Consider the following 25,789-nt stretch of genomic DNA (forward strand, 5'->3'; position numbering starts at 1 on the left):
GGCTTTTGCTTGTCCACCTCAACAGGTGACACCAATGGCGTGCGGCCAAGATTTTAAATAATCACTCAGCCCTACAGGGGTTCTTGCTGGTCCGCCAAGTCGATCGGGTGTGATTTTATTAAACACCGTCTGGAGGTGGTCTTTTATGACCTGCCACTCAGACTCTGTAGGCTGCTTGCCAGAGATTTCTGCGTAGCCCTGTAGCCAGTAAGCGAATTGTTCTGGAGTCATGTTTGCCTCAGGCTGCCTTATGTGTTGAGTGAAGAAGAGACGCCAGCCATTCTGCTGACATTCATGGACAGGTAAGACTTGTCCCCAATGGCTGACCCGATATACATGCCAATCATCTCAAGATAATGGGTGTAAGAATTCCAGCCTGTTTGCTTAAATGTTTTAAGCTCAGATATGCCATACAACTGATACTTATCGACATGAAGATGGACAATACCGTTGCTGGAATATTCAGCCTCATAGGTTTTGAATGCTTGCTTGGCAGATGCATACCCATGACAGAACTTTTGCGCTCTTAACATGACACAGTCAACCCGATCGGCTTCGAGCTTATCTTGCCATCCGACATAAAGACTTTTCGTGACCTCATTCATATACGCATCCTTACGCCGCCAGCCGATGCTGTTCTTCAATGAGCGGTAAGCGGTGATTGCGGTCGAACAGGCCTTTCAGCGCTTCTTTGCGCTGGTCGAATGTCCAACCCATGGTGATGAATACCGTGTCAGCGCGTTGCAATTCAGTAATGGCGCGAATCTGTTCGGCAGTAAGGTAATCACGAATAGCCTCATCTTTGCCTATTTCGTTTTCTTTACGGAACCTGGAAGATGGCATACCCAACACGATACGATTAATCATGTCGGCTTCATTGCTGAAGTGGTAATGTTCTGGCGCCTTACCTTCTGATTCTTTCAGGCGCTTTATCGCATCGGTCATTGGCCGATATTCAAGCCTGGCCACTTCCCTTTCAGCGCGTATGGCGGCTTCTTTTTTGGCCAACTCGCGATACTGAATAAAGCTATCTACCAGCCTTACCTGTCCATCTTTTGCTTTATCGCCACCAATGAATGGCATCGCGATCAGGAATCCTCGCTCAGTTAGCTCATAGCAAGCGATTTCTTTGTTCTGCTTGCTGATGTAGGAGGAGTCCTTGAAATCAAGGGCTCCCAAATGACCAGAGGCAATGAGAGAGCGGATGTTTTGCAACACGTTGTCGTGTCGGCGGCCAAATTCGATAGCAATAACTTCGGTGCTCACAACAGGAACACCATTGACTTGCTTAATGAGTTTCTTCATTGCGTTAACCTTATAGAGATAAGCCTCGTTGCCCAGAAAAACCGCCCACAAAGAAGCCGCCGCTTATAACGGTGTTTCTCCGAGGCTTATTTCTGTAAGGCTTTGTGGTTTGACTACGCCGGGCATGGCGCTGGTTTGGAGCAATAAAAAAGCCCAGCCATTTCTGACTGAGCCTTTGAGGTTCTTTCGCAGCTTTCGCTCTGCTTTACAGCGGTGCTGAGCCACTTCGGATTCTCGTCCGCAGGGCGCACTTACCGAATGCGCCGGAGATAAGGATCACCTCTTTCGTGGTTTACTTACCACCTGCAATCACACCGGCCTGTTGGCCTGCGCGAATGTAATCCTGAAGCATTTCTAATTTGGCTTGGTCGGTGATTGCACCGGATCGGATATCGTAAATGTTTCGTCCAAAATCTGGACTGAATTGGATTTCGGTTCCAACGCCCATGCCGGAGGTGCCGGCAACTGCACTTTTGGACAGGTTACAGGTTGCAAGACCGGCTTTTGCGAGGCGCAGCTGGCGAGCGCCAGAGGTAACAGCATCACGAAGAGCCTGATTTTTTGCGAGCGCATCGGTTAACTCCTGCGTGTGTTGCTGGTCACTTTTGGTGATTGCATTAGCCAGCGCACGTTCAAGAGCGGCGTTTTTGTCTCGCTGAGCACTTGCTTCGTCACTGATGGCCTTGAGGTCTTCGGCGTGCCGCTGCTTTATCGTGGCAATGTCAGCGGTGAATTTGTTGTCAGTCACCCACCAGGTGGCAAGCGCGCCAAGCAAGGCGCCACACAGCAATGCAATTCCGCACCATTTCCAGCCAGGCTGAAACAGCGATGGGATGTTCATTTTTGTTCATCGGTGTTGAATTGCTTAATAGCGCGAGCAATGATGCCGCATACCGATACAAAGCCGACTGCATAGCCGAGATACTGCGGCGGGATTAGGGCTTTAACCTCGTCAGGGATTTGTGCCCACACGGAAGCGACAATAGCCAGAATAGCCATGATGCGGACTGACCACATTTTCCAGAGCTGCGGGAGGTTATCGATAAATTTCATTTTTTCACCAGAACGCCTTTAGCGATGATGTAACGAGCTTTCCGGTCGTCCAGGCCGTTTGTCCCGCCATTGATACGTTTTGTCAGTCCGACAATGTCTTCTTTGTCTGCAAACTGGTTGCAGCTGTTTGCCTTCCAGAACCAGCCGGCGCTACGGGCGGCGTTTTCATCCAGGAGGAGCAAGTCAGGGTTAGCGATGAGGTCTAAGCCAAGCGCTTTACCGCATGCAAGATAGTTGTCGTGGAATGTGACCTGCTTTAACCCGCGGCCTCTGAACTTCCAGCCGTCACCGGGATTTACGTTTCCGTAACGGCCGCCATAAACGATGTTCGCAATATCAGCCTGACGCGATGGAGAAAGAGCAAGCTCACCGGGTTTCCTGCCAAGTCTCTGCCGCTGCTCCGCTGTCAGTCTTGCGCCGAAAATCTTAAGGCCTTCTACTGAGTAATTGAGCGACTCGACCACAGATTTAAACCCGCTCGACTCGGTGCCAATCTGCGCGATGAATGCTGCCTGCCGAAGTGGAGTATCGATACCAAACTCAGCCATGGTTTTCTGAATGTGAGGAAACCACTTTGCGGCCAGCGCATCAGTAATCTTCGCGGCTAGCTTAAACTGCGTCTGGTTCATACATCACTCACAAGGGTTTGTTCAGGTCGACATAGGCCGGAGATGAAGCGTTGCGCTTATCTGGCTGGATAACGAATACGTTGAATGAGCTACCGCCTTTGGCGGCTTCACGCTCGGCATGCATAGCACGCATCTCTGCGGCTGTTCGTTGCTTATTGAGCGTGTTTACCAGTTGCATCGCCTGGTCGCTGGTATCTATTGATTTCTGGAACTGACTGGTTAAAACCGCCGTCAGAACCAGAAACACAACCGGGACAAAATCAAGAATGTGTCGCCCGATCCGAATACTAGTTCTTGCCATTGTCATCACCATTGTCACTCTGGCTGAAACCCGGAGGATCGAACTTCTTGATGATTGCAGCACCCTGCCATCCGGCAGCGCCACAACTCAGTCCCAGCAGTGAAAGTGACCATTGTTCATGAAGCCCATAAAAGGCCATCATCAAACCGGCGAAGAGCGACACGGCTACATGCTTTAAAAGGGATGTTCTTTCACTTACTGGACGATGTGCATACTTAGCCAGTGAACCTAATAACGACATGATGAGCGCGAGTAGCAAAGCCGGAATGAACTCGTTTCCGTTTGCCATTGCGTAGTCTCCACCTTTCGGCGGCTGCGTTCAAAAAGCGCCTGGCCGATTAACGGCGCGTAGAGACATAGCCAGGCCGCGAAGAAATCTGCGACCCTCAGAAGAGGGATTTGCTCACGTTTTTAAAATATTGCGATTGCTCGCTGAACAAATCCGGGATAGTTTTCATCCGTCTGATCAGACTGGATGGGCCATCGGTTTTGCTCGTGATGGTGTCATGAGCAAGATGACGGTTGGTAGCTCCAACTACTGGCCGTCGCCCATTTTCACGAAGCCCACTTTTGTGGGTTTTTATTTTTTAGAGTGCATTAGTTGCCGTAGCCACAGCATCGCAGGAATATGTGTGTTGGGTCTGGTTGTTGGCGAAAAATGCACTCTAAAAAATTGCCTGAGGGAGAGCAGGCAAAGGAAGCAATGAGGGTGAAAGCAGGCTCTACGGCCTTAAGGGTCCCAAGGTAGAGGGATTGGGTTGTGGAGGCGGTGCCATTTTCCGCAGGCATTCGTCGCCATGGTGAGCCTTTACCTCACCATCTAGCTCATTCACCACAATAGGAAAGAGCACTCAGTTGTACCTGCCAGTTGTGCCACTAGGAAACGCTTTCGCAGACCGTTAAGCTCTTTGCAAGTTCTTAAATGCTCTTACCTATTGATAGGGTTGAGGTGGTAGCCAATGGCTTTTGTATAGTAACCACCCGCCCAAGTATACAGCTGTGATGGCAGGTGCTGATCTCCTGCATTGCCTACCCTTAGTGAATCAGTTTTTCCGCTCGAGTCCGGAAAGGCATGGGAAACTGCCCACCCTAAACCAGTGCGTCAGCCCGCACATTCATCACAACGATAAGAGCTGTCACTGCAGAGCAATGCACTCATTCATGTTGAATGCAAAGGTGGAACTCCCTTACACCAACAACCCTTACCTGTTATGGGCTCCGTTTCGTGGAGCAACGGCCAGGTGATCAATCTGGCACCTATCAGGACTTATTTAAGCGTTAGTGCTCATGCCCGTGTCTGGCGCACCATTCAGGACTCGAACCTGAAACCGATAGCTTAGAAGGCTATTGCTCTCTCCGGCTGAGCTAATGGCGCTGAATTGGTGCCGGCTAACGGACTTGAACCGCTACCCATCCCCTTACAAGGGGGCTGCTCTACCATTGGAGCTAAGCCGGCTAACTTGGTGGAACCCGATGGAATCGAACCATCTCCTGATACTCTTCAGGCATCCGCGCGAACCATCTACGCCAGAGTTCCATAATTGGGTTGTGACAGTGCGAATACAATTAGCATTCTGGCTGCTCTGTCTCAATGGGCCGTTACCCCATAGCTGCCACAAGCCTAGCCAAAGGCTCTTGCAAGTTCAATCTGGCTCAGGACTCTCGCGTATGAGCATCAGCGTGTCGTGCAGCACGCATTAACTCAAAAGTCCTGACCGGATTGCACAAACAAAAAAGCCCCGAGCTGTTAGCTCAGGGCTAGTATTTTTAGCGATGGCTGAAGTCGCGTTGTTGCCGTCCCCATACGACCCGGCTCAAGGGTTTTGATGTCCCCGATTCATCAGCACTGTCATCTTGTACTTCATCGCTTCAATGAAAGGCTAATATCCCATCATTAGAGTCAAATTTAAGCTATTTTATTCACGAAGTCAACATGAGCATTATATGGGGAATCCGTTCCCCATTATATTTGATCACCGCGTCACAGTTTTAAGCACCGTATCGGCGTGAGACTCACCCTGGAAAAGCCTTTCAATGAGTGATTCATAAAATGGCTTCCAGTTTCTACTCCATGTTGGCTGGCTTATTTCCATTCCCGATGCACACAAAGCTCTGCGGACATTCTCTGCCGGAAGTCTCGCATATCCGCGTCCATTGCATTTTGAACATGTTTTATATGCAGGCAAGCCTCCCTGCTGTTCTGTTTTTTCCCTATCTAATACCAACCCTTTCCCATGGCACTGACACGCATTAGACAGCGTTCCTTTCCCTTTGCATTTTTGGCAAATGACTTTCACCACATCCCTCACCTGGCGTTTTTTATAATGCTCTTCCGGCACGACCTTTCTGGCTTCCTTGTCCGCTATGGATATTGGTGTTTTTGGCGAAGTGACTTTCGTCGTGAAGACTTCCACTTCAATAAACTTCGCGCCATTACAGCAGTCGCACATCCTGGTGCTGGCTGCGCTGCGTGAGTAATCCTCAAATGCAAACATTGCGAGAACTTGCATCACCTTTGGCTTAATATCATCATCAAGGTCGCGTAAGGCTGGAACCTTAACGCAGGCCGAATATGCATAGCGGGTCAGCAGTTCAATAGCTTTCTCACGGTCATTGCTGCTGATACCCATTTTCCCCAAAAAGGCAGAATAGCCCATTTCTTCCCTGCTTTGCGCCATGCCCATTGCTGCCATAACATCCGTCCCTGTTAAAGAATCTGATGCTGTGGCACGTGGAGAGTCGCTGATTTGTGTTGTTTTAGCCGAGTGGAATTTGATGCAGTTTTCAAGATTCACTTATCATTCCTCCAGATATATAAAGGCCATAGCAATGCGATTTTTAATGAGGGCAGCTCTACATCAGCTTTCCCATCTGCCAGCATCTTTGTATGTTCGTGCTCGGCTACCATGCCGGCGAAGAATGCATACACGGCCACGAATAAAACGAATAGCGTCATCATGCGCACCACCTGATTAACTTGGTTAACACCGTATCAATGACTCCCTTCTTACCTGCTTCCACTGCTCTGATTTCATCCATAATTCGCCGCTCATAATCTCGGGCGTAGCGAAGCTTCCCGCGCAGCCTGGCTAAGCGGTAATAATCAAACGTTGTCATATTGATGTCCTTCTGAGAGAACTATCCTGATTTAGACGGGGTAATAACTAGTGGAGTCGATGGCTGGACAATGCCGCTTTCCTGAATCAGATCGCAAAGGATGCTGATTACGTCGTTCGGCTTAATTCCGGTTCGCATAAAGAACTGGTTTGCACTGCCGCTGCTGATAGCGAGCGCTTTGATTTCCTCAATGGTGTACGAGCACATCATGCCACCTCGGGGTCATCGTCTGTGATACCTAGCTTCTCCTTGAGTTCTGATTCCCTGGCATTCAGATAGTCGAGCGTTCGCTGACACTGGCTTTTGATTTGCTGAACGCTGGCGAGTTCTGCGTGGTCGCGGGTCTTCTGCATTTTTGCCTGGTTAATGCTGGTTACTGTGTTCATGGTTTTTACCTTGAATTAATACAGTGCTGGTTTATTGGAGTTAACGAATCAGGCCGCCACCTCCAGTTGTCTCTTTCTCAATTTTTCGTAATGCCTGGCTCGACGCGTGAATATCGCTTTCACACGCTTCAGGTATTCGATAGAAAACTTCCTTACTGTATTGTCATGCTCAATACGCTCGACCCGTTGCAGGCCAATTTTCTCTATGAGGTTAAGTCGGTATGGAATCAGATTGCCTGATAGCTCCCTGTTGCATCTCACGCAGCCAGAGTGGTTGTTGAAGACATTAAATCGAAGCCATGGAGCAGCGCCTCTTGAGCGATAGTGACTGGAGTCGACAGCACCCCCGCGAACGCCATAATTAAGAGGTCTTCCACATGCGATACACGGCCTTCCATAGTCACGCCAGTAAATGAACTTGTTTACTGCTGCCTGTGCTTCTTTATTCCATTGTGAAGCAGTTTTAAGCCTATCCTTTCGCTGCTTAAGCTCAGATTTTTGGAGGCGCTCTTGCTTTCGCTTGTTGCGGGCTGCATTTTCTTCATCTCGCTTTTTGTTGTAAGCGATAGCGCATTTATAGTTGTGACAGACCTTCTGGAGAGAACTTCGTGGGATGTATTCTGTGGAGCATATGGGGCATTTTTTTGGTTTAGGCATTGCGCCCTTAGCCATCACATGCCTCCTTCTTCAGTTTCCCTCCCGTCATTCTGTTTGCCAGGTCAGGCCAATGCTTTGCCAACGTCTCGAATGGGACTCGAAGGCTAATGCCATGGTTGTTAGCCCACCACAGAACGGCCTTAACAGGTCTGTTTATTGCGGCTGCCATCACTTCTACTGGCACCTTTCCTGCCACTCTTCGGATGTATTCCTTCTCTTTTTCCGTATAGGGTTTTGGTGGTGAGTTAGGTCTAGCCATCTTCCGGCTCCTCCTCCTGGTTCTGATCGGGATAAAGGTTTGTTGCGCACCGATCGCAAACATGGCATTCCTGCTCGACAAGCCTGATGCCACATTCGAGGCAGACGCCGGCGCGCCGGTTGCACTCAGCGTGATACTGAGAGATTTGTTCAGGACTTAGCATTTTTGGCGTCCCGTTTTATTACGTAGTAGGCGAGGTCAATTCCGCACCACCAGTGCATGATGAGAAATTGCGTTCTGAGTGAGTTTGATTCTTTAGCGTTCATGTCCAGTGCTTCTGTTGATAGCGCCGGTCTATCCGTGGTTCCCGTAATGACTCAGGCAGAATAACTGTCACTATCCATAGTCGAGGGTCATGCGCGAGGGTTTTAGTAGCAACGATGTTGCGGGAGGTGTATGCAGCAATTAAGGCCTCAGCTTCTTCGTTGGTCATCGGTTCGTAGACGAAGGGTGTCTGTCGCATTGTTTTTGCTTTCTGTAGAGGTAATTGCAGACGTTAACTGTTAACCCGGTGGCTAAAGAAACTTCATACCAGGTAAGCTTTTGCTCATCCTTCAGCATAAAAATCCTTTTAATTACTGACGGTGAATATTTGCACCGTTTAGATGTGAACTTGATGCCAAAGCGGTGTGCAATGTTGTAGAGGGTTTCTGGCTTGTAATGCAGAAGCTTTGCTATTTCCCTGCATGTTTTTGTTGTGGACATCTTCCTTACAAACTGAATGGTTTTAGTTGTTACTTTGCGATTCATGGCTATTTACCCCATCTTGCAGCCCACTCCATAGCCTGTTTACTTTCCTCTGACCATTTGACGCCTCTTTCGGCACCGAATGAGTTGATAAGCTCGAGCAGGTCGGAGAACTCACTAACCCGCATTTTGCTGGTTGACTGACCGAGGACTACAAATCCGTCATTGGTCAGGTTTGGAACAACGTCCTGCTTTTTCAGCGCCGCCGTAAAAATGCATTTCCATGATTCAGAGTCCAGCTTGCGTCCATGCCAGTTAACCTGTTCGGAAATATCGCGCAAGGTTGCCCAAAGCCTACGATTCTGATCTAGGCTTCTGCTCTTTTCCTGAATGGTTACGATGAGTGGCTTTTCGTGGTTGGGATAAATCTGCTGGATGTACTGAATGGCGTTTTGCTGAATAACAGGAGACCTAATTTCGAATACCTGTTTCCTCATGCTTGCTCCTCACGTTGAGTTCAATCTGCTTTTCCAGGCAGCACAATGCCTGCTCTACGATGGCCTGCTGCTTTTTGGATAACCAGGTGTCGTTGAGACTCTCGATAAGCTCAAAAGCCTGCCTGAGATAATCTGTGTGAAGCGGGATAACGTTGCTCATGGTAATCCTCTTCCAGTTAGTTTACGTAACTTAGCTCTGAGCGCTGCGACTTCATCAGCCAACTCAAAGACCCTTTTCTGCCAGTCCGTGGCTTCTGCTTTGTACCAGGCCACATCGTCACGTAATCGGCGAATGCGGCGCTTTTTGAGTTTGCTCGGCATCATTTCCCCTCCCCTTTTGGGGTGCAAACCCCACGGAGCCTCAACTCACCATTATTAATTTCTTTAATTTTCTTAAATGCATCCCGACAAGCGCTTTCAGTGCTGAACTCCTGGCTCATGGAGGTGAGGGTTGGTTGCGAAGCATCTGAAAGACCCAAGGAATATGTGCTGCCAATCTAAACGAATAAAATCCACATTATTTTGTCTCCACGTCGCTTCCATTTTATTTGCTTTGCCGCTTCATCTTCCCAACAAGAGGGCCGTCTGGACCTCCCTGTTCGGAAAGCATACCCGGAGCGGCTTTCTTCAGAAGTTCAACAGCATCAGCGATGCGCTTTTCTGCGTCTGGATATACGGGAGTGTCGCAATCCGACATCGGCTTGATAATCCCCTCAATAGCCATAATGCGTTCATCATCGGTTGGGCCGCCATCGTCGTCTGACTGAGCCTGGAGCATGGCGGCGCGGCAGGATTCATACTTTGATATCACAGCCAAAACACCGTGATTCCAGGCATGCTCATCAATTGAGTCGCACTTTTTACATTCTTCAATTGCGGCTTCAAATATTGACAAATCATCCGGCACTACCGGCACTGGCTGTGGTCCTGCTTCGCGATACACTGGAATATATCCGGGGCCTGCATCTTCGCTACCAGCCTCACCGTCAACTACGCCGCGAGCTAAGTATGCGTCATTGAGCCAGGCGATGGGCTCACGCTCTACTACCGGCGCTGGCTGCTGAGATACCGCTGCATAGCAGTCCTCGCACAGACCATCGACTGAATATCCGTAGATAGGCTTATTGCAGTTTCTGTCTTTGCAGCGGCGTCGTTCATGTTTCTGAAGAGCATTGTCCAGCGTGAGGGAATCAACGCTTGGATGCGCCATGCGGGCATCTATCGCTGCGTCAAAATCATTCGTGTCGAGTTCAATAAGGTCATCCCAGCTCGCAAGACCTGGCTCACCTTCATCGCCAAAAGCATCTCTTTCTCGCAAAAAACGGTAGCGTTGGGCATCTCGTTCAATGTTTGCCGTGATCGCCACCGGCTCGCCGTTCATTGCGGCTAGTAGCGCTCTGGCCATCTGACGCACTTCATACATGAATACTCCGGCACCTTTGCCAAATGGCTGCGATGGAAGTGATGCATAATGCTCCAGGCGCTCTCTGGTTATGGTTGATTTGGTCATGGTTGGCTCCAGTTATCCTCGATCGCCACACCTAAACGGTGCAGCCAGTCGGCAAGTTTCAGCATCGACTCGCGGTCGCTAAGTCCTTCCGGAAAGTCTTTCAGTTCGATAGTCGGTATGAAACGACCGAAACTATCGCGCTCTATCGTCAAATGCTGCTCCAGAACAGTCTGATGAATGCGGCTGTTATGTCGCACCAGGTAAACGGATTTGGAGTCTTTGGCTTTATGGTCATAGCGATACTCGGTCAGTATCATCTGGCTTCTGCTGCGGTCATTACCTCGCCACATCACTCAGCCTCCACCTTGATGCCAGCGGCGGTTAGACGCTTCTCGACCTCTTCCAGGCAGCAATTCCAGGTGAGCCCCGCGAAGGGAACATTTGAGCTATCAACCCTGGGCGGCAACTTCACGGTGCGTGACTCCAGCTCCTCGATGCGCTGCTGCGCCTTCTCCAGCGCCTCTACCAGAGCGTTAGCCTCAACCTCTTTAAGAATTACCGTGTCAAAGTTTTCGAGTTGCTTTTTGATTTTGGTAATCAGCACCAGTTCGGTGATATCAGTCATCGCTGTTCTCCACTCCATAATCTGCAAAATATCCTGACGACATTTTGATGAATCTGTCCTCGGTTACCGTATAGGCCTTCCTGCCTTTCCGTTCCTTCCCTTCCGGGTCAACAAGATGGCAGGCATATATGATCCGGCGCTGCCACTTTCCAGGCATTTCGGCGACTGAAAGAACCTCAAGGATTCTTTTACCTTCTGCATCAGCCGTGTAAACGGCCTGGTCCCCATAACCGCAATCAGCTGGCTCAAATGTCTTTCGGCAACCACCAATCCACCTTTCATCGGTGAATACATTTCCGTCCCACTGCTGATGGTCAGTGCATACAAAAATGAATGGGTAAACTGTTTCGAACCGGTCACCGGCTCGAATATCCAGCGTTTTGCTCATGCCGCGCGCTCCTGTTTTGGCATCAGCGCATCGCGGACGCTCTGGCGGTAGTAGTGGTGAAAGGCAAACGTCAGGCCGAGTTTTGTAGCGCTCTGGTTCTTTTCGCTCAGCAGGCCAAGGCGCATGCAGATGTTCGTCGCCGTCCAGCCAGAGTGATAACCGGCGGCTCGCTTCATAACGGTTTCCGCCAGAATGGTGCGAAAGTCGTCTCGCCCGAAATTAGTGTTTTCGAATGCGGCGTTGATCACTTCGTCAGTGAGATGTGCATCGATAGCGTGGCTCATTTGTCGGCCCCCTCGCGCAGTTCGGTTTCCCATTCGGCCAGGGATTTTTCTGCATATTCACCTGACAGGCCATCTTCTGCTGGTATTTGGCTATTGGCTAAATCTGCTTTAGCGTCAAGAATCATGCGTACCACGTCGCCAACCTCAGCCATTGGCTTATCTACGAATCCGTGATTGAAAGCGGCGGCAAGGCGGCTTGCTGCAAAGTTGATACCCTCTGCGCGGCCATCAGCCTTAATCCCGGCCAGGCAGGCGTCGGTGGCGGGGGTTTTAATGCGGATGGCCGCCAACCCAATTTTCTCTTTCGTGTCGATGCCAATCTCACTGCTCCCTAGGCCGCCGATAAACTGAACTATCTGTTCCGGAAACTGTTTCAGCGCCACATTCTCCGTAGCCAGCGCCGCAAACTCATCCTTGAGCTTCTGATAGTCAGTCGCCAGAACCAGATCGACACAGAAGGAGTCTGTTTGAACTGGTGGTGATAAATCAGCAGGAGTTGCTGTGTAGATAGTTGGTGTATTCATGCTTTACCCTCATAAAAAAGGCCCGCTATGCAGGCCTGTTAATATAAATCTTCGCTAAACAGCTCATCATCCGGCCAGGTTTTAATCCTCGCGACGTTAAGCTGTCCGGCCTCCTTTGCCACCTTTAGCGCTTCTTTTCGGTCCATGAAGACGCCGAACTGGTCAACGAAGCCCTGAACCTCCGTCGCCCTGTCGATGACGCTAAGAAGTTGACTGATGCTATGCCGCATTATTGGGCAATAGTGCCGAACGCCGATAAAGACCATTGGTTTGCTGCCAATTTTCGATTCGTACTGATTGGCAGCACAAACCACTCGCCGGGTTATTTTTTCGCTCACCATTTCCTCCGGGCATAAAAAAGGCCGATTATCACAATCAGCCCACTAAATCCTGCAGATAGCTCTGCTATGTAGATTTCAGACATGTCATTCACCTTTCACCTTTAAGCCGGCAGCTTTTACTGCCTCAACATCGATGTCATATTGAGACTCCAATCCGGCATCGAATCCGATATGGTATTCACCAGGCAAGGAGCTTTGCTTTGGCTTTTTGATGTCAACTTCAATGTCCAATCGGCTCATTTTCCACCAAAACCACCACCAACTAAGCGGTTGCATGACATTGTCGGACTCATAAATGTGGTCATAATCATCTCCATCCCGGGCGCTCCTAATCACCCTCTCCGGAAGCTTTAATATTTCTGCTGCTTCTTTTTCAAATTTATCTCTACTATCTGAGAGGTTTCCTGATTGATATTTTTCAGCGGCCCTAACCTTACCAGCCAGCCACATGTTGTAAGCCAGTCTCCTAACGTCGCGATGCGGATAATCTCTGGGATCACATCCTGTCTGGTTTACAAAATCATCAACAAAATCCTCTTCGTCTTTCATCCCATCCTCCCATATACAGCCTCTTGCTGTATGAAAATTAATATTCAAGTTGACTATCGTTTTTCAAGTCGTGCTCAGCACAAAATTCTTGCCATTCTTTTTCGAGCCTTTTGCCGCTAAATTTCACTCGACAGGATTTATAATTTCGGATTGCACAAAATGAAGCTGAGCCTTTAGGGAATCGCGAGCGAAAAGTTTCAGCCACTGGTATTAAGACAAGATATAGATAGTCATTGGTGTTCATTCCACCCTCCCATATACAGCCATCAGCCTCTGACGTGCCGGGCTGTTCAGATATGCCTGAACTACGCCGTTTTTCTTCGGGTTGTACAGCTTGAAATTACCCGGTTTTGGCTTGACTTTTTCAGCCACAATTTCGTGCTCTGACACCTTTTCTGCGAGCGAATATTTTCGTTTGAAGTCCTTTCCGTCATGGACTATCGAGCCGATTCGGATCAGATACGAAAGGGCGCCAGAGATTGACTTTGCATTGATTTTTGTTCGTGCGGATATCACCGGCAGCCCGAGAGGTTCCGTTGCGCTTTTCAGGCAATCCAGGATGGCGAATTTAACGCTACCCTCCCTTGCTACCCACGGTTTGTTTTTTCTGGCTTCAAGCCACGCTTCTGCGCCCAGCTTTCCTCGCTGTGAAAGAATTTCGCGGCCGCCGTTTTCCAGCCATGCCTCGTAACTTTCTGCGCTGTAAAAAATGCCAAATCCAGAGCGGCTAAAAAGGAACCCATCCATCCTGAGGGGCTCAATGAGTGCGTAAAACTTATTGCGGTAAATCTTCAGTTCCCTGACGATTTTATCCACACTGACTGGCTCGTTCAGTCGCACAAAATCCAGGATGCTTTGCTGTAATGAATCCATCGTTAGCCACCTTTTGAAATCCGGTTTGCCAGAAGAAAAAACAGCAATTCACAAAGCTGTTTTCGTATCCGGTATAGGTTCTGGAGAGGGGGTATTTGTTGATAAAAACACTTTTGAAAAGCGACTCGAAATCATCGCGTTCATCTCGCATGTCGTCTCCTTGCCAGCCCAAGCGCGGCTCTGATTTCTGCAATCTTCTGTAGACCTTTCTCGTTGGTTAGCGGGATGTGCAAATGCGGAAGCTGAGCGCGGGGAGGTGGTATTTCCTCGCCTGACTCAATCCTTCTTGCCATCTTTTGAAGTTGCTCCCCACAGCGCTTACGACACTCCCCATCAGTGAGGTTGAACGACCGCATCTGGTTGTAGACTGCTGTCACCATGTGGAAACATGCGTTGCTTTCCCAGGGGTAGTTTTCAGCGCAGTCATACAATCCGCGGTCCCGGCAAAATAACCGGAACATTTCATGCAGCGCGTCGGCGTCAGGTAGTCCAGCGCTGTGAAACTCTCCGGCTCTGCACCACTCGATAAACTGTCCAGGCGAAGGCCAGAAAGGCGATGCGCTGGCGCGGGCGTGTTGCATGCCAGCCTTGAGTTGCTCCCTGGTATTGATTCCGTTCTCGGCAAATGCGGCGATCCATTGTCGCTTTGCTGCTGCTTCATCCCTTGGGTCTTTCAGGGCTGTGCTTACTGATGCCGGGAACAGCTGCTTTAGGTTGTCAAACAGGATGTCTACCAGCCTTTCAGCGTCGTGGTTTATTCCGCGATCTGGCTCTTTGGACTCTCCAGCAAGGCGAGCCAGTGCATTGCTGTCGCGATTGTGAATCGCCTGAACAATATTTTTCATAGGAAGTTTTCATCCCACTCTCTTTTGTCGTTCCAGTGCCTTTGCGGCTGGTCCTGTATTGCAGGCTGATTTCTGCCGGGATTCCGCATCTGTATTTTTAACGTCTCCCATTTTTCTCTCAGCTTTGAAGGGCTGAGGATATTCGATTGCCAGAACTGGTCTTTGTTGGCCCAGCTAAATGTCTGGCAAATTTCCTGATGGCCCACCTCAAGAGCATTTCTCATCAGGCGAATATCGTTAGCCCATGATGCCCATGAAGGCTGCTTGCTTGACGGTGAGACAATGCAGACTTTGGAATAAATCCATTCGGCAGCTTTAAGGTCGTCAGATGTCCCCCACTTGTCACCTTTAGGTGACTGAATGGCAGCGTCAGGTTTTATAGGTTTCGACTTCTCAGAGGGAAGATTTGATTTTCTCGGACGATCATTAAATACGTTAGTATTTAATATATTATTATTGTTTATGGACAACCGTTGGACAACCGTTGGACAATTATCTCTGAGAGGCGCTTCGTTACTGGTGTTTCCGTTGGACAACTGTTGGACAACCGTTGGACAATTTAATGACTGGAAATCGTCATATTTCACAATCGTCAGCAGGCTAAACTTTCTACCTTTTGACTCTGTGGTAATCATCCCTTTGGCCTCAAATGTTCGAAGCAGGCTCCGAACTTTGTTGTCAGGTATGAATGTCTCCATTACAAGAGTTGGACGACCTGTAATCATCTGTCCACGCTTCACTGTGATGACGCCAAATTCTGTCTCTACAGGCTCGTCAGAGTGGTTTGCTTTGAGGATAAGGTGAATCCACAGGTGTACTGCTTGTGAGTCCTTGTAGAGCTTGCTATCCATAAATTGACGGTGGATCAAGGCAAACCCCTTTCCGGTTTTTACCGGCGATATACTCCCGGGTGGCGTCCCCGGGAACTCAAATATCTCTGCCGTGTTCATTAATCCTCCACACGCTTGAACTCGATAACCCAAACCCAGGGGTTGGCATTCCAACTTTCAGCACCGTAGATTGACGCCCACAGGCGCGCGAACACATCAGCTACACAGTCGCCACTCTTCATGTCGGCGGTACTGCACCCTTCGCGTATCGCATCGCCGTCACTGATACTCTTCAGCCGTTCAACCCGCACGTTGGTGATTTCCAGCAGAATGCGGCTTGCCCAGCGCGGCATGTGGATTGATGGGCGCCATTTGAGGGCTTCAGCGTCATTAGGCGCGCTGTCCCAGCCTGCAGGATGGCTTGCTTCAAACTTAGGAGTGGCTCGGTAATCTACCCACTTCTCCCCGCCATATTGAATGTCATCTACCGGGCAAAAGGTTTCTCTTACCCAGATGCGATCGCCTGGCTTGCCATAAGGACAGATGATGGAGACCATCTGCCCATTACCCAAAATTACAGGGTGAATAACGCCACGAAGAGATTCAGCTTTCTGCTGAATTTGTTCTTCTGTCAGAGCCTGATAATGATTGGCCGCGAGGGAAGTGGCCCAGTCATAGGTTGTGGCTAGGCACGCTATATCCAGATTCAGATTTACTTCGCGCCGGGTTTGCGTCTTCCGGCCGTCGAGCAGCGCCCGCACCATTTCAGAGTTGAAAATCATTCCGCGTTCTTTCATAATTAGTCCTGTTAATTGTGTTGGCGTAACACAAGTGCCTAAGCCTCGAATGAGTTACCGCTCTTCGGGGCTTTATCTTTTGTCATTCCCTCAAGCGCACAACGAAATGCGCGGCTAATCGGACTGATGTCTGAATCCATCCCAAAAGCGCACAGAATCGACGCTATGAAGCGCCAGTCAGTGCGACTTATCTTCGTCTCATGACATCCAATCATCTTTGCCAGGCGTCGCTGAGTAAGCGCTGAGAGATTGATTAGCAGGTCTGTCTCTGCGCGATCGATGTCGCGCTGCGATGGTTTGCTGTAGTTTGCGGTGTCTTCCATAGATAATTTCCTTGGTGATAGAAATAGTTAGTTGCACGCATTCGTAGTGATGCGCTTATGGTTATCTCCACACGGGCGGAGAAAAGATTTGGCAATGTTAAAGAGCGGTAGATCTATGCTGCTTGTTCTGGATGCTTAAACAGACTTGGGAGGTCAGGCCTTACTTCATGCGGCCTTACTTTCCCTCCAGTTGCCTCAACGAGTGCTTCTACGTTTTGTGGGGCAACTTTTGCTTTATTGTGTAGCCACTTCTGCACCGCAGACTGACTAACGCCACAGGCCTTTGCTAGCTTCTCTTGTGATCCGGCAATGGCAATGGCGGTTTTAATTACTGGGTTGATAACTGACTTCATAAAACCACCTCCGTTGTATTCATAACTCAATATATAACTATGGTTGTTTTATTGCAAGCTTTTGGTTGTTTGACCGCGTAAAACTTGGGTTGTATTTTTTGCGTATGAAAATGACACTTGCTCAAAGAATCAAAATCGCCATGACCGCCGCGAATGTGACACAGTCCGCACTAGCTGAAAAAGTTGGTGTATCGCAGGCTGCCATACAAAAAATCGCTTCCGGGAAAGCTAAATCCTCTACTAAGATTGTGGAGATTGCTGCTGCCCTAGGCGTGCGTCCTGAATGGCTTGGAGAACAGAATGGGCCTATGAGGGAGGGAGATAACCTTGCTGGCCTAATGCAGCAGCCAGAGTCCAATATTGGCCCCGAGAGCGAGTGGGGGACGGTTTCGTCTTGGGATCATGACACTCCATTACCTGCAGATGAGGTCGAAGTGCCGTTCTTAAGAGATATTGAGCTAGCGGCTGGAGATGGAAGTTTCAGTGATGAGGATTACAACGGATTCAAGCTTAGGTTTGCCAAATCTACATTACGTAAAGTTGGGGCTGACACCTCTGGTAGAGGAGTGATTTGCTTCCCTGCTCATGGCGACAGTATGGAGCCTATCATCCCGGATGGAACAACTGTTGCTGTGGACACCAACAATAAAAAAGTAGTCGACGGAAAAATTTACGCGATCAACCAAGACGGATTAAAAAGAATCAAACAGTTATATCGCATGCCTGGTGGAAAGCTGATTGTGCATAGTTTCAACCGAGAAGAAGATGAGATAGCTGATGAGGCAGACGTAGAGATCATAGGGAGAGTGTTTTGGTACTCAGTCATACTTTGACCTTTTTCAAGAACACTTAAAAAGCCGGCGTTGAGCCGGTTTTTTTTCGCCTGAACCAAGCAAAGCACGTAAAGTCAAAAAAAATTCACATTCAAATACAACCACATGACAACCTCACACTCAATATTTACAACCATGGTTATTGACATAAATACAACTATGGTTTTAAATGAATTCATCGAAACAAAACCTCGATGCGGAAAGCCAAATGGCACCGCGCCAAATGCAGATTTGGCTGCTTCTTTAACATAGATGGGGTTACTTCTCCCGCCCTTGTGGGAGACCAAAGGAAGTTGCTTTGGGATGTGTTGAATGGTTCACGGAAGGGAATATGTCGCACGTGAAGCGGCGAGGCATTGCGCAGAAGCTGAAGTGAAGTAGGCAGACGTAGTGTCGAAACGGGCCCCCAACCAAACACATCACCAAAGCAACCACCGGAGGACATATGACCAATTTAATCGCATCAAACAGCGTCACACGGCGTTATCTGAAACGTGGTGAGCTGATGGCTAAGCGTCGGGCAGAAGCTGCTCAGAACGAAGCGCACAAAGCTGAGTGCAAATCACGAGTAGACCGCGCAACTTCCCTGTGCAGTCTCCGTGACAAGCAGGAACCGGAATCAACTGGAAGCATGTGCCTTCCAGAAGTCGCCCTCTTCGCTGCAGGGCATCGCAAATCTAAACAGGTTACAGCTCGTTAATGGGGTGAAAGATGGCAACAATGAGTTACTGCTTATTCAGGAATACAGCGGAAGATTTCTCTCGCTGCCTTGAAATTATTGGCACTGCTGAAAATATTAACCAACTTTCAGCTGGGGAATCGGGCGCAGCAAGAGATTTAAGGGAGATGGCTGAGCAGTATATTTCCTGGTTTGATCAACTGGATGAGGAATCAGAAACTGATGAATCTGAAGACGATGAATCACAGTAATGCGTAAATGAATAAAAAGATAAAAAGGTTGCATAGTGCAGCCTTTTTTTATTACCTCAGGAGCATCCAATGATTCGCGACTGTGACAAGCGAGCATGGCGCTCGTTCAAAATCGAGCTGGCAGCGATAGTTATATTAGCCGCTGTTTGTGCTTATGTGTTTACTATGCAGGGGGTTGTATGAGCAGAGAAAATAATGGTGGACCTGCGTTTCCAAGTCAGGGATATGAAGGTTTAACTATAAGGGATTATATTGCCATAAAGGCAATGGCTGCGATTGTTCGCAGGTACGATGGGCATTCACTTGGTGGCGGACCTAATTCGCCTCAGTATAAAGATTTGGCAGATGATGCGTATTTCATTGCCGATGCAATGCTGAAAGCGCGAGATTCACAATGAGCAGAAACGGCATTCGCTCTCTCAGCATCGCCCTAACGTTTATGTGCCTCATATACGGCACCATAGCATATCTCATGCTAACCATCCCATGGTAATAGCCTGCTGTTAATTCGCTGAGTTAACAGCGTGATATTGCCCAGTATCAACCTGTGTCATTTGCCGTCATTCGTGGCGGCAATTTTTTTAACTGGAGGAAATGATGGAAATTGATATCAGAAAAGGCGGTCTTTTTGGTGATGGCTCATGGAGAGAAGTAAGAATTCGCGAAGATGGGACGACAATTAACTTTGACGTATCAGTTGGTGATGAGCTTAAAAAGTTCAGGGAGACGATTTTAGATGCTGTCTTCGGCGATATGAGCAACGATGAAGTAATCGCTTATTTAAATGAAAGTGGATACAGCGAAGAAATTATCGAACGCCACGAAAACAGTAAGGATGATGCCGCCTGAGTGCGGCTTCACCACTGCAAATCAGTGAATATTTAAATCAAGTATTCAGTAGACATGCATTTAACTAACTAAGGAAACGCCATGATGCTTACGATGTCTGGCGGCTGCATCCTGGCCGCCTATTACAACCCTGAATCTGAACTTGAACGTAAGGTTCGCCAGTTAATTAAAGCCGCCAGAAAGGTAATGGAGGACTTATGTCAAACATTAAGCCAATAGACCAGTACCTGCTGCAGGTGGCACAGAGCAAAGCAGCAATAGCTCGTTATATCGGTGATGGTGCCTTATGGATGTCAGCGTATGACGACATGAAGGCGGCAATTGGTTATCCGTGGTTCAGGAGGAAGTGATGGAGTGGATTAAATGTAGTGAGCGGATGCCTGAGGAGACAGGTGACATCATTGTTTTTTTTGATGGGATTGTAATGTCCGGAATTTCATATTCTCGTCGAAAAGGGTTCTATATTGACGCACTGGCATATGACGATGATGAGCCAATTGACGACGTAACCCACTGGATGCCACTACCAAACCCACCAACCGAATAACCAAACCACCATGACCAATCATATCCCCGTCAGCTCTATGCCTGACGAAGACTTCGTTCGCCTCATGCAAGGCATGTTATCCGAGCATGACAATGAACAGGAGAGAGACGATGCGCCTGAGCATGAATGATAAAAACGAAATTAAGCAGATTATCGCCGGGTTTACCGATGCGGATTATCAGGAGATAGACAAAGAGGTTGAGCGGCTGTGTGCATCAGCGCAGCCGCTTTTTAACCTGCTTGAAGACCACAGACCAGACGAGCACACAAAGGCCGCAGCTGAATGGCTTAGTGAAGAGGACTGTGATTACCAGGACTATGCCGGCACAGCGATGTGGGACTTATTCCGGCCTCGTGTAGTGGTCGAGCGCGCTATGGCGTCATTCATCCGTCGCCATTCGTTTGAGGATGCAGCATGAGCAACATCGTAGAGTTCGTCAAACAGCAGGAGCCGCTATTCTGCGGCGCTTTGACTGACCAGAGCGTGACATGGGCTAAGGAAAGCCAGTTTGCCATTCAGTGTTTTCAGAACAATGACTATCTCCTGAAAATTGCTATGGCAAACCCTGTATCAACGCAGAACGCCATCGTTAACGTCGCAGCCATCGGAGTGTCGCTTAACCCTGCACAGAAGCTGGCTTATCTGGTTCCAAGAAAGGGTGGTGTCTGCTTAGACATCAGCTACATGGGGCTGATGCATATTGCGCAGCAGTCTGGGGCTATTAAGTGGTGCCAGTCGTCGATCGTTCGCAAAAACGATCAGTTCCGTCGTGAGGGTCTCGATAAGCCGCCGGTTCATATCTACAACGATTTCGATACCGCAGAGCAGCGAGGGGATATTGTCGGCGCATACGTCACAGTAAAAACCGATGATGGTGATTACTTAACACACACCATGAGGATTGACGCAATCTACTCAATCCGCGACCGCTCAGAAGCATGGAAAAAATTCAAATCGGATAACAGCAAGAAGTGCCCATGGGTTACCGATGAAGAGCAGATGATACTCAAAACGGTCGTTAAGCAGGCCGCCAAATACTGGCCGCGCCGGACACGCCTGGATGCCGCGATAGACCACGTAAATACCGAAGGTGAAGAAGGTATTAACTTTGCAGCGCAGCGCCAGCCTGAGCGGGATATTACCCCTGCTGACATGCAAATTATCAAAGAGATAAACGATGCCCTTATCTCAATGAATAAGACGTGGGATGACAACCTACTCCCCCTGTGCTCACAAATTTTCCGCCGTGAAATTCGTGAATCGTCAGAACTGACGCAGGAAGAGGCCGTTAAAGCTCTCAGTTTTCTGAAAAATAAGGCGGCAGCATGACACCAGAAATCATACTGGCGAGAACCGGTATTGATGTTACCACTGTAGAGCAAGGTGATGAGGACTGGGTAAAGTTAAGGCTCGGAGTCATCACCGCCTCAGAGGTTCACAACGTCATCGCCAAACCACGCTCAGGCACGAAATGGCCTGATATGAAAATATCCTATTTCCACACATTACTTGCAGAGGTGTGCACTGGCGTAGCCCCTGAGGTAAACGCAAAGTCTTTGGCATGGGGAAAGCAATATGAAGATGACGCTCGGGCATTATTTAAGTTTACATCCTGCGTAGACGTTATCGAATCCCCCATTCTGTTCCGCGATGAAACCCTTCGCACGGCCTGCTCACCAGACGGGCTGTGCAGCAACGGTTTTGGATTAGAGCTTAAGTGCCCATTCACCTCTCGGGACTTCATGAAGTTTCGCCTGGGAGGCTTTGACGCTATCAAAGCGGCATACATGGCACAGGTACAATACAGCATGTGGGTGACAGGCAAGGAGGCCTGGTTCTTTGCCAATTACGACCCCCGCATGAAACGTGAAGGGCTTCATTACGTTATCGTTGAGCGCGAGAAGAAATACATGGATGAGTTCGACGAGCAGGTGCCGGAGTTCATCAGCAAGATGGATGAAGCTCTGGAGGAAATAGGATTCACTTTCGGAGAGCAGTGGAAATGAAATGCATTCCCTGGGAGTCGTGGGAAGAGGATTTCCTGCGCGAAGTATCCGCCACCATGCCTGCCGAATTGATCGCCGAGAAGCTCGAAAGAACGATTCCGGCAATATGGGGAAAAGCCTCAAGGATGGGAGTCAGGCTCACCTATCACATGAAAATTAAGCCATGGACTGCGCAAGAACTTTCTCTCTTTAAGTCCTCGACTGCGGAAGAGATAGCCAAATCAACTTCCCGAAGCATTTATTCCGTCAGGTCTAAGCGTTATCAGTTAGGACTTTCACCAACAGCCGGCCAGTAAATCACACCACCCTATTCTCTACCGGAGAAACATCATGATCGGAAGAAACTACGACCCCACAATATTCCCTGATGATTTATCAATTCGCCACAGAATGGACAAGGTGCCAACGAAGGAAGAACTGGCCGGGCGGAATAGCTTTCCAAGCGTGAACGATAACAAGTATCTGGACGCTATTTTGAAGAGCAAGAAGAAAGAGAGGATGGTGTGATGGATTACAGCAAACTATCAGATTTTGAAATTAACAAGAGAGTGCTTTTAGCCTCTACTTTTGTAAAACCACTCGGCTATCCACACAATGCAGACGGCAGATCAGTTGGCCGGTCAAATGGCGTAGATTACATTTGGTATGATTTCTGCAACAACCCAGCAGACGCTTTCCCTATTATCGAAGCTAATCGCATCTCACTACGTAACAGATACGAAGGCGACTGGAAAGCTGAAAATGAATGGGGTGAGTCTCATTTTCATGTTGCCTGCAATCCTCTCAGAGCGGCAATGGTCGTGTTTTTAATGATGCAGGGGGATAAATGACCGATTACAGCAAGATGAGTGATTTTGAGATTAATTTACGCGTTGCAGAGATTGTCGTCGACTACGACTGCATATCAAGACTCCCGTATACTGACATGGCGGTGCATTGGGGTGATGGTGCAAATTGGCATGTTTTTAACCCATGTAATAACCCAGAAGATGCATGGCCGATAATCACCGCAAATAAAATAAGCATTTACGCAATGAGCGAAAATGATGGTAGAGGCCATTGGGGAGCAGAAGCTTTTTACCCCAATGAGTCATATCACTTTAATAACAACCCACTCCGAGCTGCAATGATAACATTCCTGAAAATGCAGGAGTCCAAAAATGCCAAAATTCCCTCAGAACGCGATAGTTAAACACGTATCCGGTGACATTCGCGGATATGTGATGAACATATTCGAACAGCAAGACGGCTCACCGCCCTACTACTTCATTCAATGGGATGATGGCAATCCATCATCTCACCCGGAGAAAGAGCTTCAATGGGCCACAACTGAACATCCAGTGATGCATAAAACTATGCACTAAGAGGTGATATGGGAAGACTCGATAAGTTTATCGTCTTCAGCCTGGATGCCCTCAGAGACAATTCAGGCAATCAAATTATCTGCAACGTCGACTTACTCCGCTCTCTTTATTCTGCTGGTCACGACATCATCGTCTTAGCCGACAAACGAAACAAACAAGACCGCCAGTGGATTGGCGAATTATATATGCTCGCATGGGATATCGTCATGCCTGATGAGCTGAATTTAAGTTCAGGCAATGTTCTGTTTGCATGTGTAAGTGATGAATGTCTGCATGAGAGGTTAATTGAGGCCGGAGTGGTTTGCAGTCTGTATAAATCATATATGCCGTCTGTTGAGCAGGCGGCTTGAGGTTAGACAATGCGCAGTGATATGAGTATTACGCATGTAGTCAGCTTTTCTGGCGGCAGAACGTCGGCCTACCTTGTCCACCTGATGGAGCAGCGCCGCAGAGCCGGTGAGGATGTTCGCTACGTATTCATGGATACCGGCGCTGAGCACCCAGGGACATACAAATTTATTCGAGAGGTGGTGAGTAACTGGGGTATCGACCTGATATGTCTGCGTGTAGATGTTAACCCTGAGCTTGGAAAAGGTAACGGCTACAAAATTATCAGCATTGATGACATCGGTCCTGACCTGCAGCCATGGATAGACATCACAAAAAAATACGGCACTCCATATTTTGGCGGCGCGTTCTGCACCAGAACAATGAAAATCGAAGTCTGCAATCACTTCTGCAAAGACAACTTCGACAATCACCAGTCATGGCTGGGTATGCGCCTTGATGAACCAGCTCGCATCTGGGGAGAAAAGCTTTTCCACCTGATGCGCCGAATGAATTTCGATACTTACACCATGGGTAGCCTGTATCGGGAACTTGCAGCCATTGATACCTGCGAGCAAATGGTAGAGATGCTGGAGCCTAGATTTTTGTTGGACACCGCAACCGCAGGAAGGATAGCTCAGCGAGTAATCGACATCAGGAAATCAAAGCAGAGCTTTATGGCGGAAATTACCGAGTTCGAGAAAGAGGACGTACTGAACTGGTGGAAGCAGCAGCCGTTTGACCTGCAGATTCCTGAGCATCTTGGTAACTGCGTTTTCTGTATCAAAAAGGGTTTGAACAAAGTGGCCCTTGCTATGCGCGATGAACCGGAAATGCTGGCCCAGTTCCGCGCAGTAATTTCCTCTCCTGACGTCCGGGTTGTCGAGCGCAGTCAGCAGGAAAACAAAATTATGTACCGAGAGGGGCAGTCACTTGATGGCGTCGAGGCAATGTACGCTGGTTACGAACGTGATGATATCGCAAAAACAGTGCGCAGCAGCGGCGGGTATGAATCAGGATCCTGCACAGAAAGTTGCGAGGCTTTCATTGTTGATAACGGACAGCTTGACCTATTTGCAGAACAGGAGCGAGCAGCATGACAACTGATATCACCGAACTGGCGCAGAGCCTGAAAGCGGCAGCAGTGCGCGTTATTAAAAATTACGACAGTGAATGGTTTGAGGCAGGCCATCAGATTTGTACCGTTCATAAGTCAAAGATAAATCTGATTAGTCTTGCTAACCCTGTCAGCGTTCTCGCGCTGGTAGAGGAGCTGGAGAAGGCGCAGACCAAAGCAGATGTATACGACATGCTTCGGGATGACTACGGTTTGCGCGAAAAAGGTGTTGGGCTTGCAGACTTCGTTGACTGGCAGGCTAATCGCATCGCCGAGCTGGAGTCCCGCACCGTGAAGCTGCCGGATGATGAAGATGGCCAGGCATACGGATTCGCGAAATGGTCAAACAGTAAACTTCCTGCGACGGCCGGAACCATGACAATTGCATATTGCGAAGATGCCTGGCGGGCTGCCTTTGAGGTGTTCTCGTCAGCAGCTGGCATCAAGGTGGAGGCTGAGTGATGGAAACTGTGAAATTTGCTGTGCAATTACTCAAAAGCGATGACTGCGTAACCTTGATGGGGCGCGGCGAGGTCAGCAAGGAGGAACTCATCGAAGAGGCTATTCGCCAGGGTGAGATAGACGCCGATGACCGCGAACGCTTTGAAAAGGCTGAATTCTGCGCCAATAAGTGGATGAAGGCCGTTCCGCGTGATGGTTATTCAACCTACTACTACGAGTCGCGTGAAGGCGTTCGCGGGGCATTCAAAGCAACCTGTTTGCAATACCTGTGGTGAGGCAA

Annotated in this window: 46 protein-coding genes, 3 tRNA genes and 2 pseudogenes; 19 read left to right on the plus strand and 32 right to left on the minus strand. The window is 48.8% G+C overall.

Features of this window, described 5'->3' with window-relative positions:
• Positions 1 to 248 precede the first annotated feature (248 nt).
• The 32 genes and pseudogenes from AC3EMD_RS20480 to AC3EMD_RS20635 form a co-directional block, all read right to left on the minus strand.
• Entirely contained in the window at positions 249 to 605 is a 357-nt protein-coding gene (locus AC3EMD_RS20480) for a hypothetical protein (RefSeq protein ID WP_302073701.1), read from the minus strand.
• Between the two features lie 10 nt (positions 606 to 615).
• Complete coding sequence (locus AC3EMD_RS20485; protein ID WP_302073702.1) at positions 616 to 1,305, minus strand: Rha family transcriptional regulator; 690 nt, start codon at positions 1,303 to 1,305, stop codon at positions 616 to 618.
• Positions 1,306 to 1,597: 292 nt separating this feature from the next.
• Positions 1,598 to 2,146 (minus strand): lysis system i-spanin subunit Rz, encoded by a 549-nt coding sequence (locus AC3EMD_RS20490; RefSeq protein ID WP_302073703.1) that lies wholly within the window; start codon positions 2,144 to 2,146, stop codon positions 1,598 to 1,600.
• Entirely contained in the window at positions 2,143 to 2,358 is a 216-nt protein-coding gene (locus AC3EMD_RS20495) for a DUF7940 domain-containing protein (protein WP_302073704.1), read from the minus strand. The genes AC3EMD_RS20490 and AC3EMD_RS20495 overlap by 4 nt, the downstream gene beginning before the upstream one ends.
• On the minus strand, positions 2,355 to 2,987 hold the full coding sequence (locus AC3EMD_RS20500; protein ID WP_302073705.1) for a glycoside hydrolase family 19 protein: 633 nt from the start codon (positions 2,985 to 2,987) through the stop codon (positions 2,355 to 2,357). Before AC3EMD_RS20500 ends, AC3EMD_RS20495 begins: the two co-directional genes overlap by 4 nt.
• Before the next feature lie 7 nt (positions 2,988 to 2,994).
• Positions 2,995 to 3,288, minus strand: coding sequence for a hypothetical protein (locus AC3EMD_RS20505; protein ID WP_149302113.1), 294 nt, complete (start codon positions 3,286 to 3,288; stop codon positions 2,995 to 2,997).
• Entirely contained in the window at positions 3,275 to 3,577 is a 303-nt protein-coding gene (locus AC3EMD_RS20510) for a hypothetical protein (protein ID WP_130945741.1), read from the minus strand. The genes AC3EMD_RS20505 and AC3EMD_RS20510 overlap by 14 nt, the downstream gene beginning before the upstream one ends.
• A 1,009-nt stretch (positions 3,578 to 4,586) precedes the next feature.
• Positions 4,587 to 4,663 (minus strand) — tRNA-Arg (locus AC3EMD_RS20515).
• Between the two features lie 5 nt (positions 4,664 to 4,668).
• Positions 4,669 to 4,744: transfer RNA gene (locus AC3EMD_RS20520), tRNA-Thr, on the minus strand.
• A 5-nt stretch (positions 4,745 to 4,749) separates the two neighbouring features.
• Positions 4,750 to 4,825: transfer RNA gene (locus AC3EMD_RS20525), tRNA-Phe, on the minus strand.
• A 436-nt stretch (positions 4,826 to 5,261) separates the two neighbouring features.
• Positions 5,262 to 6,083 (minus strand): antitermination protein, encoded by an 822-nt coding sequence (locus AC3EMD_RS20530; protein WP_302073706.1) that lies wholly within the window; start codon positions 6,081 to 6,083, stop codon positions 5,262 to 5,264.
• Positions 6,080 to 6,247: a hypothetical protein gene (locus AC3EMD_RS20535; protein WP_165453696.1), complete on the minus strand. Its 168-nt coding sequence runs from the start codon at positions 6,245 to 6,247 to the stop codon at positions 6,080 to 6,082. Before AC3EMD_RS20535 ends, AC3EMD_RS20530 begins: the two co-directional genes overlap by 4 nt.
• 364 nt (positions 6,248 to 6,611) lie before the next feature.
• The gene (locus AC3EMD_RS20540) at positions 6,612 to 6,791 is read right to left on the minus strand and encodes a hypothetical protein (RefSeq protein WP_302073707.1); all 180 of its coding nucleotides are present in this window, start codon (positions 6,789 to 6,791) and stop codon (positions 6,612 to 6,614) included.
• Positions 6,792 to 6,839: 48 nt separating this feature from the next.
• Positions 6,840 to 7,463 carry a recombination protein NinG gene (locus AC3EMD_RS20545; RefSeq protein WP_302073708.1) on the minus strand — a complete coding sequence of 208 codons (624 nt, stop codon included), beginning with the start codon at positions 7,461 to 7,463 and terminating at the stop codon, positions 6,840 to 6,842.
• Positions 7,456 to 7,707 carry a hypothetical protein gene (locus AC3EMD_RS20550; protein WP_302073709.1) on the minus strand — a complete coding sequence of 84 codons (252 nt, stop codon included), beginning with the start codon at positions 7,705 to 7,707 and terminating at the stop codon, positions 7,456 to 7,458. The genes AC3EMD_RS20545 and AC3EMD_RS20550 overlap by 8 nt, the downstream gene beginning before the upstream one ends.
• Before the next feature lie 752 nt (positions 7,708 to 8,459).
• On the minus strand, positions 8,460 to 8,891 hold the full coding sequence (locus AC3EMD_RS20555) for a recombination protein NinB (protein WP_072045251.1): 432 nt from the start codon (positions 8,889 to 8,891) through the stop codon (positions 8,460 to 8,462).
• Positions 8,866 to 9,051 carry a hypothetical protein gene (locus AC3EMD_RS20560; protein ID WP_302073710.1) on the minus strand — a complete coding sequence of 62 codons (186 nt, stop codon included), beginning with the start codon at positions 9,049 to 9,051 and terminating at the stop codon, positions 8,866 to 8,868. The genes AC3EMD_RS20555 and AC3EMD_RS20560 overlap by 26 nt, the downstream gene beginning before the upstream one ends.
• The gene (locus AC3EMD_RS20565) at positions 9,048 to 9,215 is read right to left on the minus strand and encodes a hypothetical protein (RefSeq protein ID WP_302073711.1); all 168 of its coding nucleotides are present in this window, start codon (positions 9,213 to 9,215) and stop codon (positions 9,048 to 9,050) included. The genes AC3EMD_RS20560 and AC3EMD_RS20565 overlap by 4 nt, the downstream gene beginning before the upstream one ends.
• 220 nt (positions 9,216 to 9,435) lie before the next feature.
• Complete coding sequence (locus AC3EMD_RS20570; protein ID WP_302073712.1) at positions 9,436 to 10,401, minus strand: hypothetical protein; 966 nt, start codon at positions 10,399 to 10,401, stop codon at positions 9,436 to 9,438.
• Complete coding sequence (locus AC3EMD_RS20575; protein ID WP_114263436.1) at positions 10,398 to 10,691, minus strand: hypothetical protein; 294 nt, start codon at positions 10,689 to 10,691, stop codon at positions 10,398 to 10,400. The genes AC3EMD_RS20570 and AC3EMD_RS20575 overlap by 4 nt, the downstream gene beginning before the upstream one ends.
• Positions 10,691 to 10,849, minus strand: a pseudogene (locus AC3EMD_RS20580) (ead/Ea22-like family protein); the annotation flags it as partial. The pseudogene AC3EMD_RS20580 and the gene AC3EMD_RS20575, both read right to left, overlap by 1 nt.
• Before the next feature lie 109 nt (positions 10,850 to 10,958).
• Entirely contained in the window at positions 10,959 to 11,354 is a 396-nt protein-coding gene (locus AC3EMD_RS20585) for a hypothetical protein (RefSeq protein WP_122543233.1), read from the minus strand.
• Positions 11,351 to 11,638 (minus strand): hypothetical protein, encoded by a 288-nt coding sequence (locus AC3EMD_RS20590; protein WP_225374442.1) that lies wholly within the window; start codon positions 11,636 to 11,638, stop codon positions 11,351 to 11,353. Before AC3EMD_RS20590 ends, AC3EMD_RS20585 begins: the two co-directional genes overlap by 4 nt.
• Positions 11,635 to 12,162, minus strand: a complete 528-nt coding sequence (locus tag AC3EMD_RS20595) for a hypothetical protein (protein WP_302073713.1) — start codon at positions 12,160 to 12,162, stop codon at positions 11,635 to 11,637. The genes AC3EMD_RS20590 and AC3EMD_RS20595 overlap by 4 nt, the downstream gene beginning before the upstream one ends.
• Positions 12,163 to 12,200: 38 nt before the next feature.
• Positions 12,201 to 12,503 (minus strand): Y16D family protein, encoded by a 303-nt coding sequence (locus tag AC3EMD_RS20600; RefSeq protein ID WP_302073714.1) that lies wholly within the window; start codon positions 12,501 to 12,503, stop codon positions 12,201 to 12,203.
• Positions 12,504 to 12,587: 84 nt separating this feature from the next.
• Positions 12,588 to 13,052, minus strand: a complete 465-nt coding sequence (locus AC3EMD_RS20605; RefSeq protein ID WP_302073715.1) for a phiTE_015 family protein — start codon at positions 13,050 to 13,052, stop codon at positions 12,588 to 12,590.
• 240 nt (positions 13,053 to 13,292) lie between these two features.
• Positions 13,293 to 13,925, minus strand: a complete 633-nt coding sequence (locus tag AC3EMD_RS20610) for a hypothetical protein (protein ID WP_302073716.1) — start codon at positions 13,923 to 13,925, stop codon at positions 13,293 to 13,295.
• A gap of 140 nt (positions 13,926 to 14,065) precedes the next feature.
• Positions 14,066 to 14,770 carry a replication protein P gene (locus AC3EMD_RS20615; protein WP_302073717.1) on the minus strand — a complete coding sequence of 235 codons (705 nt, stop codon included), beginning with the start codon at positions 14,768 to 14,770 and terminating at the stop codon, positions 14,066 to 14,068.
• A complete protein-coding gene (locus AC3EMD_RS20620) occupies positions 14,767 to 15,621 on the minus strand; it encodes a hypothetical protein (protein ID WP_302074199.1) in 855 nt (284 codons plus the stop codon). Before AC3EMD_RS20620 ends, AC3EMD_RS20615 begins: the two co-directional genes overlap by 4 nt.
• Before the next feature lie 98 nt (positions 15,622 to 15,719).
• The gene (locus AC3EMD_RS20625) at positions 15,720 to 16,397 is read right to left on the minus strand and encodes an ASCH domain-containing protein (RefSeq protein WP_302073718.1); all 678 of its coding nucleotides are present in this window, start codon (positions 16,395 to 16,397) and stop codon (positions 15,720 to 15,722) included.
• A gap of 38 nt (positions 16,398 to 16,435) precedes the next feature.
• Complete coding sequence (locus AC3EMD_RS20630; RefSeq protein ID WP_136027657.1) at positions 16,436 to 16,720, minus strand: CII family transcriptional regulator; 285 nt, start codon at positions 16,718 to 16,720, stop codon at positions 16,436 to 16,438.
• Positions 16,721 to 16,833: 113 nt separating this feature from the next.
• Positions 16,834 to 17,061 carry a transcriptional regulator gene (locus AC3EMD_RS20635; protein ID WP_251357469.1) on the minus strand — a complete coding sequence of 76 codons (228 nt, stop codon included), beginning with the start codon at positions 17,059 to 17,061 and terminating at the stop codon, positions 16,834 to 16,836.
• A 116-nt stretch (positions 17,062 to 17,177) separates the two neighbouring features.
• Here AC3EMD_RS20635 and AC3EMD_RS20640 point away from each other — a divergent pair, with 116 nt between their 5' ends.
• The 19 genes and pseudogenes from AC3EMD_RS20640 to AC3EMD_RS20730 all read left to right on the plus strand — a co-directional run bounded on the left by AC3EMD_RS20640 (position 17,178) and on the right by AC3EMD_RS20730 (position 25,784).
• Complete coding sequence (locus AC3EMD_RS20640) at positions 17,178 to 17,906, plus strand: XRE family transcriptional regulator (protein WP_251357092.1); 729 nt, start codon at positions 17,178 to 17,180, stop codon at positions 17,904 to 17,906.
• Between the two features lie 445 nt (positions 17,907 to 18,351).
• Positions 18,352 to 18,606, plus strand: a complete 255-nt coding sequence (locus tag AC3EMD_RS20645; RefSeq protein ID WP_251357091.1) for a transcriptional antitermination N peptide — start codon at positions 18,352 to 18,354, stop codon at positions 18,604 to 18,606.
• An 11-nt stretch (positions 18,607 to 18,617) separates the two neighbouring features.
• Complete coding sequence (locus AC3EMD_RS20650; RefSeq protein ID WP_072045232.1) at positions 18,618 to 18,836, plus strand: hypothetical protein; 219 nt, start codon at positions 18,618 to 18,620, stop codon at positions 18,834 to 18,836.
• Between the two features lie 179 nt (positions 18,837 to 19,015).
• Positions 19,016 to 19,234: a hypothetical protein gene (locus tag AC3EMD_RS20655; RefSeq protein ID WP_302073719.1), complete on the plus strand. Its 219-nt coding sequence runs from the start codon at positions 19,016 to 19,018 to the stop codon at positions 19,232 to 19,234.
• A gap of 196 nt (positions 19,235 to 19,430) precedes the next feature.
• Positions 19,431 to 19,685: a hypothetical protein gene (locus tag AC3EMD_RS20660; protein WP_302073720.1), complete on the plus strand. Its 255-nt coding sequence runs from the start codon at positions 19,431 to 19,433 to the stop codon at positions 19,683 to 19,685.
• A 93-nt stretch (positions 19,686 to 19,778) separates the two neighbouring features.
• Entirely contained in the window at positions 19,779 to 19,904 is a 126-nt protein-coding gene (locus AC3EMD_RS20665) for a protease FtsH-inhibitory lysogeny factor CIII (RefSeq protein ID WP_367187628.1), read from the plus strand.
• Complete coding sequence (kil, locus tag AC3EMD_RS20670) at positions 19,883 to 20,035, plus strand: host cell division inhibitory peptide Kil (protein WP_072045230.1); 153 nt, start codon at positions 19,883 to 19,885, stop codon at positions 20,033 to 20,035. Before AC3EMD_RS20665 ends, kil begins: the two co-directional genes overlap by 22 nt.
• A gap of 5 nt (positions 20,036 to 20,040) precedes the next feature.
• Positions 20,041 to 20,232: pseudogene (locus tag AC3EMD_RS20675) on the plus strand (DUF551 domain-containing protein); the annotation flags it as partial.
• 110 nt (positions 20,233 to 20,342) lie between these two features.
• Positions 20,343 to 20,651, plus strand: a complete 309-nt coding sequence (locus AC3EMD_RS20680; protein WP_129678596.1) for a hypothetical protein — start codon at positions 20,343 to 20,345, stop codon at positions 20,649 to 20,651.
• Positions 20,648 to 21,562 (plus strand): recombinase RecT, encoded by a 915-nt coding sequence (locus AC3EMD_RS20685; RefSeq protein ID WP_129678595.1) that lies wholly within the window; start codon positions 20,648 to 20,650, stop codon positions 21,560 to 21,562. Before AC3EMD_RS20680 ends, AC3EMD_RS20685 begins: the two co-directional genes overlap by 4 nt.
• Positions 21,559 to 22,239: a lambda exonuclease family protein gene (locus AC3EMD_RS20690; RefSeq protein ID WP_129678594.1), complete on the plus strand. Its 681-nt coding sequence runs from the start codon at positions 21,559 to 21,561 to the stop codon at positions 22,237 to 22,239. The genes AC3EMD_RS20685 and AC3EMD_RS20690 overlap by 4 nt, the downstream gene beginning before the upstream one ends.
• The gene (locus AC3EMD_RS20695) at positions 22,236 to 22,535 is read left to right on the plus strand and encodes a hypothetical protein (RefSeq protein WP_302073721.1); all 300 of its coding nucleotides are present in this window, start codon (positions 22,236 to 22,238) and stop codon (positions 22,533 to 22,535) included. The genes AC3EMD_RS20690 and AC3EMD_RS20695 overlap by 4 nt, the downstream gene beginning before the upstream one ends.
• A gap of 34 nt (positions 22,536 to 22,569) precedes the next feature.
• On the plus strand, positions 22,570 to 22,746 hold the full coding sequence (locus tag AC3EMD_RS20700) for a DUF2737 family protein (RefSeq protein WP_129678590.1): 177 nt from the start codon (positions 22,570 to 22,572) through the stop codon (positions 22,744 to 22,746).
• Positions 22,746 to 23,069 carry a phage protein NinX family protein gene (locus AC3EMD_RS20705; RefSeq protein WP_302073722.1) on the plus strand — a complete coding sequence of 108 codons (324 nt, stop codon included), beginning with the start codon at positions 22,746 to 22,748 and terminating at the stop codon, positions 23,067 to 23,069. The genes AC3EMD_RS20700 and AC3EMD_RS20705 overlap by 1 nt, the downstream gene beginning before the upstream one ends.
• A complete protein-coding gene (locus tag AC3EMD_RS20710; protein WP_302073723.1) occupies positions 23,066 to 23,431 on the plus strand; it encodes a phage protein NinX family protein in 366 nt (121 codons plus the stop codon). Before AC3EMD_RS20705 ends, AC3EMD_RS20710 begins: the two co-directional genes overlap by 4 nt.
• 180 nt (positions 23,432 to 23,611) lie before the next feature.
• Positions 23,612 to 23,953: a hypothetical protein gene (locus tag AC3EMD_RS20715; RefSeq protein WP_302073724.1), complete on the plus strand. Its 342-nt coding sequence runs from the start codon at positions 23,612 to 23,614 to the stop codon at positions 23,951 to 23,953.
• Positions 23,954 to 23,974: 21 nt separating this feature from the next.
• Entirely contained in the window at positions 23,975 to 25,030 is a 1,056-nt protein-coding gene (locus AC3EMD_RS20720; protein WP_302073725.1) for a phosphoadenosine phosphosulfate reductase domain-containing protein, read from the plus strand.
• A complete protein-coding gene (locus AC3EMD_RS20725) occupies positions 25,027 to 25,509 on the plus strand; it encodes a hypothetical protein (protein WP_302073726.1) in 483 nt (160 codons plus the stop codon). The genes AC3EMD_RS20720 and AC3EMD_RS20725 overlap by 4 nt, the downstream gene beginning before the upstream one ends.
• A complete protein-coding gene (locus AC3EMD_RS20730) occupies positions 25,509 to 25,784 on the plus strand; it encodes a hypothetical protein (RefSeq protein WP_302073727.1) in 276 nt (91 codons plus the stop codon). Before AC3EMD_RS20725 ends, AC3EMD_RS20730 begins: the two co-directional genes overlap by 1 nt.
• Positions 25,785 to 25,789: the final 5 nt, after the last annotated feature.

It is taken from the genome of Klebsiella sp. PK18, from assembly GCF_057784655.1.